Consider the following 12,260-nt stretch of genomic DNA (forward strand, 5'->3'; position numbering starts at 1 on the left):
TTAGAAAATCCGATTAAACAATCGACACCCCTGCGCTGGCATAACCTGTAACAGTAGTAAGAACCGTTATACCTGTACCTGTTATTGTAAAGGCCATTAATAGGCGATCTTCAGGGGCAACAGGGATTACCAGACCATCAGTAAATCCAGTAAGAACCGTACCTGCTCCAACTATACCGCTGAGAGTTGGCGTTAGTGTTACAGTTGCACCTGGAATTGGAATAAAGGTGTTATCCGGTGCACCTGATATATATAGCTGTGCTGTTACGGTTACAGTCTCTGTCAAAAGAGCTAATGCTACCGTTGTGCTAAAGAATGCAGCAATAGAAGTAATTGTACCGGCACGTGGGACAGAAAATGCGAAATCTATGACTGGGAATAGCGGCGCGCCAGTAAGGTCTATCATTCCTCCGGCAGCACTAATGTTGCTAGCGGAGTTTCCAAATCCAACAAGACCGGCTGTGTCGACGAGTCCTCCTACCGTTGTAGTCATTGCGACGGGTCCTCCCGACGCAAATGGAATGATTGCACTGCTGCCCGTCGCTCCTGTTGGGCCTGCCGGACCTGTCTCTCCTGTTGCTCCTGCCGGACCAGTTGCTCCGGTTGGGCCTGCCGGGCCGGTTGCTCCTGTTGCTCCTGCCGGGCCTGTCGCTCCTGTTGGACCTGCCGGGCCTGTCGCTCCTGTTGGACCTGCCGGGCCTGTCGCTCCTGTTGGACCTGCCGGGCCTGTCGCTCCTGTTGGACCTGTCGGGCCTGTTGGACCTGCCGGACCTGCCGGGCCTGTCGCTCCTGTTGCTCCTGCCGGACCAGTTGCTCCTGTTGGGCCTGCCGGGCCTGTCGCTCCTGTTGGACCTGCCGGACCAGTTGCTCCTGTTGGGCCTGCCGGGCCTGTCGCTCCTGTTGGACCTGCCGGGCCTGTCGCTCCTGTTGGACCTGCCGGACCTGTCGCTCCTGTTGGGCCTGCCGGGCCTGTCGCTCCCGTTGGACCCGTCGGACCTGTCGGACCTAAAGCAAATTCAAACTCAATAATAAGGGTCGGCCAGTTTGGAACATTGCCATCTTCATAGCCTCTAAATCCCATTAAACTGGTTTCTGTCTCTATGGTAGTAAGCATCAATCCATTATTGGGGAACTGTCCACTATACCAGTCTTGCACCAGACCTGTTAAATCCAGGTAAATATAATCACCTACGAGATCGTCAGCCAACAGGGTCTCATAGGCATACCCTCCTGCAGTATTCGGCTGTGTATTCCACGTTACTGTATTTTGAGAAAACCCACTTAATAATCTTCTGGCTGTCAAGGGTTGTATGCCCGGTGCGATTTTTTGGAAAAATAAAAGTCTTAACGTAGCTTTCGTAATAAAGGCTGTTGGTGGAATTGCACTTATGTCGAAATTTAAAAGGCTTCTAAATACATCATTGGGTGCAAAAGTTCGTCCCACCAGCAGATTTTCTGCAGGTCCAAAGTTTTGGTTTGGCAGCAGTTGCAATATTACTGCTGCATCTGTAGGTGTTAAGAACAATATAGGCAAAATAATCCCTCCCATTCAAATATTTCTTTCCCTTTATAACCTGCAAGCCTGCTCATTCTTTTTGTCTTCTGTTCCTAGTGTCTCAAGACCAATACAATATTCTAAAGTATTCTACAGCACACGCCTTACTTCTTAAATCCTGTCCCAATACATATATATTCTCACAGAACAGATTTGCTACTGTTTTAGTCAGAGTACTAAAAAAGCCCACACTACACTTTAAAAAAGATCGTAGTGTCTGCTTCACCAGCAGTCACTACGATCTTTTTTAGACAGATTATATTCTTAATACTTAATGCGTATATCCTCTATTCATTCTCTTTTGTTTTACTATTGTAATCTCTGTCATTAAAATAATTCAACCACGAAGAGGTTCTGTATAAATCCCAGTTACAAGGTGGTATATAGCCTTTCTTCATGCTTTCTTCCTTTCCGGCAGCTTTAAATTTTTCATACATGGTTACATATATACATTTTTGTTTTTCCGGATAAACCTCACACCATCCATCCCGGCTTCCTCCACAGGCTCCATTTCTCTGTTGTTTGGCACATTGCGACATGGGACATTGAAAGGCTAACTCATGCATGGCACAATCTCCACAAAAACAACATTCATTGGTAATGGTTTTTGTCATATATTCAAAATAAGTAAAGGGTTTTTTCAAGAAAGTTTTATCTATAACACGAGCAGTCGTTCTAATTACAGGGAATAGTGATGATTTCTGATTAAACCCCACTTTATGAACCATATGAAACATAGCATCTAAAATAGACGATTTAGCCGACCCCGTTTTTGTTCTATCCACTGGATTGTTTGTATTCAATTCAGTCGTCTCATCTTTTTCAAAGAAGTAAAAACCATCCCGCTGCGGATAATTAAATTCTGCAATGAGTTCCATCCAATTCGGTGCCAGCTCCTCACCCTTATCTAAAATGTATTGTATATCCGAATATTCGAGGCCATGTCCTGCAATGGTTACACCATCATACTTTAATCCCTTGAGAAGCGCATAAAGCTTTGCTGCCCTTAGCAGCTGGGGCTCTTTTGAATTGCCGTATTTTTGTTTTTCATTATGAAGAGGAAACATCATTTCGTCTGTAACCACACAGCCCGGAATCTTATTCTTGTTCATGAGCTTTGCTACCGGTAAGGATAACACAAATATATTTCCAAGCAATGGAATATTAAAATTGTTCAGGTCCATATATTTACGAAGCTCATCAAATTTTCTGGCATCATATCCTAGCTGCGTTATAATAAATTTAGCCCCATTGGCAATTTTTTTGTGTAGTTTATAGTACTGCGCCATTACCTCCCCTTCTTTTAGCTTAAAAGGTGAAACCACAGCTCCTCCAAAAAACTCCGTTGCCTGCAGTTTTATCTTCCCTTTATGTCCATGGATTTCCAAACCCTGATTCATTTTTTCAATCATTCGAAGGGTATGCACTGCATCAAGATCAAATACCGGTTTGGGCCTGCCTGAAAAACCTTCTGTCGTGTAGTCTCCCGTCATCACCAGCAGGTTCTTAAGCTCAGATCGGGCCAGTGCATGCAGCTCACTTTCTATATCATTTCTATTTTTATCTTTACAGGTAAAATGAATTAAGGTTTCAATACCCAGCTTTTTTGCTTCCATTGCCAGTGGATATGGCAGTATAGCAGGTTTCCCACTTGGATTGTCTGTGATGGTAATTCCGTTAATTCTTGAATCCTTCGCTGCCAATTCAGCCATTTTCAGTACCTGATCCTGGGACTGTTCCCATGCCCCTCGCCCCGGAACCAACTCCCAAACTACAGCAAATTTCTCCGGTTCATATAAAGCGTCACGAAAAGAAAGTTTTTCAGTTGACATCCTTCGTCCCCCCACAATATATCATTTGTATGATGTTTACCCGAATTTGCCGGCATAGTAACAAAGTTATTCTTTTAACAGGTTTGAGGTCCCCTGTATCGGTTTAGAAATACAACGCTCTATTTTATATTGAGACGGTTAACATTCAACATTATAAGGGCAGACACAAGGCCTGCCCCTACCCATTTTAAGTATATATTTAAGATGTTATCTATCTTATATCTGCTAGTGCCCTACAGAACCACCCAGATAAGCCTCCGAAATTTCAGGACTACAAGCCAATTCCTTTGCATCTCCTGAAAGAACAATTCGTCCTGTTTCCAGTACATAGGCCTGGTGCGCAATAGACAGTGCCATATGAGCATTTTGCTCTACCAAAAGAATAGTGGTTCCCTCTTGGTTTAATTCTTTTATCGTTGAAAATATTGCCTGTACCAGAAGGGGTGCTAGCCCCATTGAAGGTTCATCCAGCAGCAGCAGTTTTGGCCTGGCCATTAAGGCTCGGCCCATAGCCAGCATCTGCTGCTCCCCACCGCTTAAAGTCCCTGCCTGTTGCTTTATTCTTTCTAGTAATCGAGGAAATTTGTCAAAGACACGCTCCATGTCTTTTTTTATACCCGCCTTATCTTTTCTGAGATAGGCTCCCAGTTGAAGATTTTCCAATACGGTCATGGCAGAAAAAATTCTTCGGCCCTCCGGTACCTGTGAGATACCCATGGCCATGATGTTCTGCGCAGCCATGCTTTGGATTTCCGTATTTTTAAAAGCAATTGTTCCGCTCTTCGCTTTGTTCAAACCGGATATGGTTCTTAAAATCGTTGTTTTTCCGGCTCCATTGGCGCCGATCAAAGTAACAATTTGCCCTTCCTCTACCTCTAATGAGATCCCTTTAATCGCATGAATTCCTCCATAATATACATTCAAGTCATTTACCTTTAGCATACTGGAACCTCCTCTCCTAGATAAGCTTCAATAACCCTAGGATTCGATTTGATTTCCTGAGGTGTTCCATGGGCAATAATTTTTCCATAATCTAATACATAGATGCGTTCACAAACATTCATGACCAAGGACATATCATGTTCGATCAGCAGAATTGTCAAATCAAAATATTCTCGAATCCATTTGATTAATCCCAGCAATTCTTGGGTCTCCTGTGGATTCATTCCCGCTGCTGGCTCATCCAACAACACAAGCTTTGGCTTTGTTGCCAGTGCACGAGCAATTTCTAATCTTCGTTGTTCTCCATAGGGAAGATTTTTCGCATATTCCTGACTTTTATGATCCAATTTAAATATTTTTAAAAACTCCAATGCTTTTTCAGTGATTTTTTTTTCTTCCTGTCTATATTTTTTTGTCTGTAATATACTATCCAATACACTGTAGCTTACATTTTGATGATAAGCAATTTTCACATTATCAATTACAGATAAATCTTTAAACAGTCGGATATTCTGAAAAGTTCTTGCAATCCCTTTTTGAGTAATCTCGTAAGGATATTGCCCTACAATACTTGCATCTAAAAAATTGATTTCTCCTGAGGTCGGCTGATACACACCGGTCAGCATATTAAAGGCTGTCGTTTTACCTGCACCATTGGGACCGATCAATCCGATTAATTCACCCTTGTTCAAATAAATTTCAAATCCATTTACAGCAGTCAATCCACCAAAGGTTTTAATAAGTTGCTTTGTCTCAAGAATCGGCATGCTCTCCACCTCTATTCTTTGATGATTTAAAGTTTAATTTTGAATTCGTAAGCAAATCCAGTGAAAATTCTTTTCTTCCGAATAAGCCTTGCGGTCTGAATAGCATAATTCCAATCAACATCAATGCATAGATGACCATTCTGAGCTCATTAAAACGACGAAGTGCTTCTGAAACGAAAGTTAGCAATATGGCTGCAGAAATAGAACCGGTGATACTGCCTAAACCGCCCAATACGACCATCAGCAGGATCTCTACAGAAAAAGTCATGCTGAAAGTAGCTGGATGCAACAAACGAATTAAGTGCCCTAATACCGCCCCGCCAACACCAGCGAAAAATGCACCGAAAGTAAAGGCCATTACCTTATATTTCGTTGTATTGATCCCCATGGTTTCTGCAGCAATCTCATCCTCTCGTATTGAAATACACGCCCGTCCATGGGAAGAATTCATGAAATGTACGATATATACAACGGTTAAGACCGCCAGCATATATGCCCATAGAAAATTCGTATACCCAGGGATTCCCCACATACCTGCCGCAGCACCTACATATTTCCAATTTAAAAATAGAACACGAATGATTTCCCCAAAACCGAGGGTAGCAATCGCAAGATAGTCACCCTTTAACCGCAAGGTCGGTAAACCGATCAAAAACCCAGCAAGGGCTGCAACACACCCTCCCACCAACAATGACACCGTAAATAAAATGGGGGCAGGTAAAGGTAATTGCAATCGCGTAGTGATAATGGCAGAGAAGTAACCGCCTACAGCCGCAAAACCTGCATGACCTAATGAAAACTGTCCTGTAATTCCATTAATTAAGTTAAGGCTGGTAGCCATAATGATAAATATACTCATCATCGTCAACACCTGTGCATAGTAGGCATTCAGCACGCCATTCCAGATGAGTAACTGAAGGATGATTCCTAAAGCGATTGCTCCGACAACAACGATTAATCTTTTCTTATCCATAGCGTTCACCTACACCTTCTCTCTCACATTTTTCCCTAAGATACCAGCAGGCTTTACGATTAATATTAAGATCAAGATCGCAAAGGCAACGGCATCACGATAAGTAGAAAATCCTATGGCGCTGACACCCGCTTCTGCAACTCCGAGAATTAATCCTCCGATCATGGCACCAGGAATGATTCCAATCCCACCTAAAACTGCTGCTACAAAGGCCTTTAAACCAGGAAGTGCTCCCATTAAAGGCTGTACGACACCATAATACTGTCCTACTAAAACACCCCCAGCAGCTGCCAGTGCAGAACCAATGGCAAAGGTGAAAGAGATAGTGTTGTCTACGTTGATACCCATTAACATCGCCGCATCTCGATCAAGGGAAACAGCGCGCATTGCCTTACCCATCTTTGTATGTTGTACAACAAAGTGAAGAATAATCATAAGGGCAACTGCAGTTCCTAATATAAGCACCTGGCTGTTACTGATTGTAACCCCCATCACCTGCCAATTTACCTGCGCCATCTTCGGAAATGCTTTCGGCTGTGCACCAATCCGATAGATGGTGAAGTTTTGATAAAACATCGATAATCCAACGGCTGTCATCAACGCTGCAACTCTTGGTGCATTTCTCAATGGCTTATAGGCGATCCGCTCCATTACTACCCCTAGGATCGCACAAACAGCCATTGAAGCGATTAGGGCTGCAAAAAACGGCAGTTTAAAGGTTCTAATCGCAAAGTATCCTGCAAAAGCGCCGAGCATATAGACATCCCCATGGGCAAAATTAATCAATCGTACAATTCCGTAAACCATGGTATATCCAAGAGCCACTAACGCATATACGCTTCCAAGGGAAATCCCATTAATTAGCTGTTGTAAGAATTCTGCCACAGTCCCACTCCTTTTCTTAGACGATTTCTGTTACATAGTACGACAAATATAAGGACTTGCCAGTATTAAATGAAAGAGGGGTAGGTCTATACCCCTCTTCACTCACTTTTCTTAGTCTTTCTTATGGATTTACTGTTGTAAAGTACTTTTGTTTTTGATCTTCAACGATAATTACAACAGCACTCTTCACTGGATCTCTTTTTTCGTTAAGCTTAATCTTACCTGTTACTGCATTTAACTCAATTGCTGCGATTGCATCTCTTAGTGCAGGTCCTTCAGTTGTACCCGCCTTCTCAATGCCTTTAAGGATCATATTTGCAGCGTCATAAGCAAGAGCCGCTAATGCATCAGGTACTTCATTGTACTTCGCTTGATAAGCATCAATAAATGCCTTTACTTCTGGAGAATCCACATCTGGTGAGTAGTGGTTGCTGAAATAGTGGCCATCTGCCGCATCACCAGCTAATTCGAATAATGCTGGAGAATCCCAACCATCTCCTCCTAAGAACTTCACTTCTGCTGGGAATCCAACATTGTTCTTAGCTTGGTTTAAGATCAAACCAACTGTGTCGTAGTAAGAAGGTACAAAGACTACATCTGGTTTAGCGTTCTTAACCGTTGTTAGGATTGTATTGAAGTCTGTATCTCCACTAACAAAGGAAACTTCTGATACTATAGAACCACCATTTGCTGTAAATACTTCCTTAAATACATTTCCTAATCCGATAGAATAATCGCTGTTTGCATCTGTCATGATGGCTGCTTTCACAGCTTTTAAATCTTTACTCGCAAAGTTTGCCATAACAGCCCCTTGGAATGGGTCAATGAAGGCAGCTCTGAAAATATAATCTCCTACTTCTGTAACTGCAGGATTTGTAGAAGAACCAGATACCATCGGTACCTTTGCGTCTTGTGCAATCGGTCCAGCTGCTAAGGAGTTTGAGCTGGCCACTTCCCCTACAACAGCAACTACTTTATCTTGCTGGATAAGTTTTTGTATAGCCGTAGCTGAATCTGCCTGTGTACTTTTTGTATCCTCAGCTACAAATACCACTTTTCTTCCAAGAACACCACCCTGTGCATTCACTTGTTCAACCAATAAATCTACACCTTTTTTAGAAGACTGTCCGAAGGTTGCAATTGCACCTGTCATCGGTAGGATACCACCAATTATAATATCCCCTTCTGCTGCGGGCTGTTCCCCTGCCGCTGGAGCGGCTGGTTCTGCAGGCTTAGTACCGCAAGCTGCAAATATTAAACTTGCAATTAAAAGCATTGAGATCAGTAATACTGATTTTCTTTTCACACTTCATTCCCCCATTTTTTTTTATATTTTAGCTTTCACAAATCAAAATAAAGGACATTTTTTTCTGATAAAAATAATTCCAACTTTAATAAATATCAAGTATTTTGAAATTTGAGAAAGATAATAACTCATATTTATTCATTTTTATTAATAAATATGAATGCACAGATTTTTGTCTCAAGCTTTTCCTAAAAAAAAATAATCTTTACAATTTTTGTTTAACTCCAGTCATTTGCTTGCAAAACTATAAAATCTATTATAGAATCAAGCAGGTATTCTGTCAATAACTATTCTTAAAATTTTCTGAATAATGAAATATTATGCGATTTTAGGCAAACGATACCAACTCGCATTTATTAAGGATTTAAAAATAATAAAAAATTTTATTATTTCGGATAATTTCTTTCTTATTTTTTTAACTCAAAATTATTTTTCAAATTATTTTTCAAAATTTTCTAAATTTAGATTTTAATTTTTTCATTTCATTCAAATATTTTTATAAACATCTGCCCATACAAAAAAGATTCGCTAGTAAATAACGAATCTTTTTTGTATATCTGAATACCCTTATGGGCTATTCAACATCTTCTTTACTTTTTCCAATCCCCTTACGGCTTTCTGGAGATTTGTCATTTAGATCTAAATAGAAAGATTCCTAGCAGCATCATAGAGATTCCTACAATCTTCATTGGATTCAGGCTCATTTTGGCAGTCTCGAACAATCCAAAACCCTCTGCGATCACCGCTACCATAAGCTGCGCCACCATTACAATAGAAATAGATGTAACTGGCCCCAAAAGCAACAGCCCTTTCATGGCACTGAAGACAATCATAACGCCAAAGGTGCTGCCCAGCAAATATAACCGGTTAATTTCATTGATCCTGCTAAAATCCCCCTGCCGCAGACTAAAAAATATTATCAAGGCAAGCAAAAATCCCACCCCGTGTATCAGCACATTTGCTCCCCATAATCCAACCTTTTCACCAACTCTCGCATTAAAAATACTTTGCAATCCGATCAGTATCCCTGCCAGAGCAGAATATATCATACCTGACATAGCCTTCTGTCTCCTTTCCTTTCTTACTCATAGAGATTTCCATAGGATAATTGCTTTAGCTTTTCTATATCTTTAATCGAAATAAAACCCTTTTCCCTTATAATAATCCCTTTTGCAATGAAATCTTGTACCGTTCTGTTCAAATGCCTGTAACTGGTTCCTAAAAGAGTTGCAACTTCTGTAAGCTTAGAAGTTTTTATCTCGCCCCTGTATAAAGAATCTTGTTCATCTACATTCACAGATAGCAAATAACTAGCAAATCGATTTTCGACGGGATAGAGCAAATTCATTGAAGTCATGTTCGAAATCGTATAGAGTTTGTGGACAATATTTTTATTCAGAAATCTCAAAAACTTTGGATCGTCATAAGCATACTGCATCAACGTTTCAAACTTTATTCCAATAACTAAGGATTCCTTTAAAGATTCTACATTGCAGCGGACTTTATAAGATGATAAAAACTCCATATCTCCCACAATGCTTAATGGATTATAAAATCTCAGCAACAGTGATTTGGCATTTTCCATGGTTGTGTAAACTTTCATCTTTCCCTTTACTAGAAAAAACATGCAGTCAAGTGGCTCGCCTACTGTACAGATTTGTTCACCCCGTTCATAGCTGAATAACTCCATGGCTTTTAATACTTCTATACTGCATATATCTTTTAAATTATACTTTTCAATATAGGATTCCAGCAGTTTTGGATTATAGATCTTTCTCATCATTTCCATCCTCATAGTTATTTTAGTTATCCTTATTTATCCTATAGCTCTAGTGTACCCAAGGTTAAGTTCCAGGAAAAGGACAAATGTCCTATTTAACAAAACTATTTTAAATTAAATAAAAAAACAAAGACATCAATTTTATCATATCTTTGTTTTTTTAACACTTTATTATTCTTCATGAAATACCCTTGCATGTACAACCTGTGTTTCATTTTCATTAGAATTGATTATCGCCAATGCTACGCTGGTCTTTTTCTCACTTAAAAGAGAAAAGAAATCTCCCGATTCAAGGGTCTCAGTCCTTTCATCCACACGAATATCAATTTTGCCCTTTACGCAGTATATCGCTTCTGTAACAGCAGCAGGTGAAATGCTATCCGGCAAAGCAAATCTTCTAGCTGCTCCCTTTGGCAAAGTAATTGCCTCCAGGCTCCCTTCCCAACCATCTGCCATCATCAAATTAAAATCTGTTACCTTTCCGCGGCTCTTTGTAGTCCAATCTCCACGAAAGCGGTCCTGCTCAAATGGAGCTAAAGCAATCTTATGATGTCCTTCATGATCCAGTTGCAGTTCACCTTCCAGCACCATGATCAGCCGCCGTATACCAGGAAGAGATGTAAAAACCGATTCCTCTACCTCCACCTTTGCGGAACTCATCCGCCATAAAAAATTCCGTTCACTGTACAGTGCATCCTTCGGAAAAATGGCCAATTGGGTTGTTGTCCCTCCTGTCCATACAGTTGTATTCTGTTCTGCTTTTCTTATGATTTCTATTAGATAACTCACGAGATCCTCTCCTTGTTTAGTTTTTTCCTCAACAATCCTTTATCCTTTCTTTATTCTTTAAGACTTTAAATAATCCTTCTATAATCCATATAGAAAAAGCATGCAGATATTTTTTTAACCTGCATGCTTTTTCTAGCCTAATGTATTGTCTAAAAACATCATCACTACAAATCCTATCAGCAGTGCATGAGTTGCTAGTTTAGAATGGCCCTGTTGGGTTTGTGTTTCTGGTATGATTTCATGACTGATAACAAAAAGCATTGCCCCCGCGGCAAAGGCTAAGGCAAAGGGCAATATTGGCCTTGCTACTTGCACCAGTCCGACACCCATAATCCCCCCGATGGGCTCTACCAAACCTGTTGCAAGGGCTACTAAAAAAGCACGCCTCTTGCTATAGCCTTCTCTTAAAAGTGGTAATGCTACAGCAAGCCCTTCAGGAATATTCTGCAATCCAATACCAACCGCAAGACTCAAACCATTAATAATATCTCCATCCCCAAAACCAACGCCTACAGCTAAGCCTTCCGGAAAATTGTGAATGGTAATCGCTAATACAAAAATCCAAACCTTTTTTAGTTTTGGTGACAATACAGGCATTTGTGCTTTCTTCTTATCATTGCCGTTCATGGCATTCGAAAGCAAGTTTGTATCTGGAAAAAATTTATCTACAAAGTCTAAAAAAAGTCCTCCACAAAGGATACCGACTACAGCGATGGCAGAACCTCTAATACCTCCTCCACCCTTCTCAATAGCAGGAACAATCAGGCTAAAAGAGGTCGCTGCCAGCATAACACCTGCCGCTACTCCTAACAATGCATCCAGTAACTTTTTTGATATATTTGTTGTAAAGAAAATCGGGAAAGCCCCTACACCAGTGGCCAATCCCGCTGCAAGGCTGGCAATAATTCCTACCCAAATTAAATTAAACTGCGAAAGATACTGTACCATGATAAACCTCCTTAACAGTTTATGCCCTATATTCAATGTATGAATCCGCAGTGATTTTGTGATTCTTTCGCCCGAATTATTGAGTCCGGAGCTTGCAGTCTATGAATCAGCATACAAAGGCATAACAAGAGGAAGCATGAAAGACGAAAAAAAAGTTTATAATATAAAATAGAATACATGGAGAAAGGATGAATCCCGTGGACGATCGAAAAACCCTGCATGAAGTAATGAACCAAATGAAAGCTATCGAGGCGAGCTTATACGAGAATTTTGAACACATCGCCGGTATTGAGCTTTTACTGTCCTCTGACAATAACAGTACTGTAAAAGACGCAAAGATATCCAAAAATTTTTCTATATTAAAAGAAAAGTTAGAGGATACCACTGATTCCGTAAAAGTGTTTATGTCTATGCTGAAAGAGGAACAGCGTCATAACTAGAATTCTTTCTATCAAAAAAGAACACAAAAATCTGTGTTCTTTT

Annotated in this window: 12 protein-coding genes; 1 reads left to right on the forward strand and 11 read right to left on the reverse strand. The window is 40.6% G+C overall.

The features are described 5' to 3' along the window. Positions 1-13: 13 nt before the first annotated feature. The 11 genes from Gferi_RS07005 to Gferi_RS07055 form a co-directional block, all read right to left on the reverse strand. Positions 14-1,534: an exosporium glycoprotein BclB-related protein gene (locus tag Gferi_RS07005; RefSeq protein WP_069974912.1), complete on the reverse strand. Its 1,521-nt coding sequence runs from the start codon at positions 1,532-1,534 to the stop codon at positions 14-16. Positions 1,535-1,842: 308 nt separating this feature from the next. Further along, positions 1,843-3,387, reverse strand: a complete 1,545-nt coding sequence (locus tag Gferi_RS07010) for a methylenetetrahydrofolate reductase C-terminal domain-containing protein (RefSeq protein ID WP_069974914.1) — start codon at positions 3,385-3,387, stop codon at positions 1,843-1,845. 225 nt (positions 3,388-3,612) lie between these two features. Further along, entirely contained in the window at positions 3,613-4,329 is a 717-nt protein-coding gene (locus Gferi_RS07015) for an ABC transporter ATP-binding protein (protein ID WP_069974915.1), read from the reverse strand. Next, complete coding sequence (locus tag Gferi_RS07020; protein WP_069974916.1) at positions 4,323-5,096, reverse strand: ABC transporter ATP-binding protein; 774 nt, start codon at positions 5,094-5,096, stop codon at positions 4,323-4,325. The genes Gferi_RS07015 and Gferi_RS07020 overlap by 7 nt, the downstream gene beginning before the upstream one ends. Continuing rightward, positions 5,083-6,069 carry a branched-chain amino acid ABC transporter permease gene (locus tag Gferi_RS07025; RefSeq protein ID WP_069974918.1) on the reverse strand — a complete coding sequence of 329 codons (987 nt, stop codon included), beginning with the start codon at positions 6,067-6,069 and terminating at the stop codon, positions 5,083-5,085. Before Gferi_RS07025 ends, Gferi_RS07020 begins: the two co-directional genes overlap by 14 nt. A 9-nt stretch (positions 6,070-6,078) precedes the next feature. Beyond that, positions 6,079-6,954, reverse strand: a complete 876-nt coding sequence (locus Gferi_RS07030) for a branched-chain amino acid ABC transporter permease (protein WP_069974919.1) — start codon at positions 6,952-6,954, stop codon at positions 6,079-6,081. A 121-nt stretch (positions 6,955-7,075) separates the two neighbouring features. Continuing rightward, positions 7,076-8,260 carry an ABC transporter substrate-binding protein gene (locus tag Gferi_RS07035; protein ID WP_207645805.1) on the reverse strand — a complete coding sequence of 395 codons (1,185 nt, stop codon included), beginning with the start codon at positions 8,258-8,260 and terminating at the stop codon, positions 7,076-7,078. Between the two features lie 629 nt (positions 8,261-8,889). Next, positions 8,890-9,318, reverse strand: a complete 429-nt coding sequence (locus tag Gferi_RS07040) for a DMT family transporter (protein ID WP_069974921.1) — start codon at positions 9,316-9,318, stop codon at positions 8,890-8,892. 23 nt (positions 9,319-9,341) lie between these two features. Beyond that, a complete protein-coding gene (locus tag Gferi_RS07045; RefSeq protein ID WP_207645806.1) occupies positions 9,342-10,043 on the reverse strand; it encodes a cyclic nucleotide-binding domain-containing protein in 702 nt (233 codons plus the stop codon). A 168-nt stretch (positions 10,044-10,211) separates the two neighbouring features. Further along, positions 10,212-10,829, reverse strand: a complete 618-nt coding sequence (locus tag Gferi_RS07050) for a HutD/Ves family protein (RefSeq protein WP_069974926.1) — start codon at positions 10,827-10,829, stop codon at positions 10,212-10,214. A 132-nt stretch (positions 10,830-10,961) separates the two neighbouring features. Next, positions 10,962-11,777: a ZIP family metal transporter gene (locus Gferi_RS07055; protein WP_069974928.1), complete on the reverse strand. Its 816-nt coding sequence runs from the start codon at positions 11,775-11,777 to the stop codon at positions 10,962-10,964. A 197-nt stretch (positions 11,778-11,974) separates the two neighbouring features. Here Gferi_RS07055 and Gferi_RS07060 point away from each other — a divergent pair, with 197 nt between their 5' ends. Next, entirely contained in the window at positions 11,975-12,217 is a 243-nt protein-coding gene (locus Gferi_RS07060) for a hypothetical protein (RefSeq protein ID WP_156782340.1), read from the forward strand. The last annotated feature ends 43 nt before the right edge of the window (positions 12,218-12,260 follow it).

Source organism: Geosporobacter ferrireducens (assembly GCF_001750685.1).
Classification (GTDB): Bacteria; Bacillota; Clostridia; order Peptostreptococcales; family Thermotaleaceae; genus Geosporobacter; species Geosporobacter ferrireducens.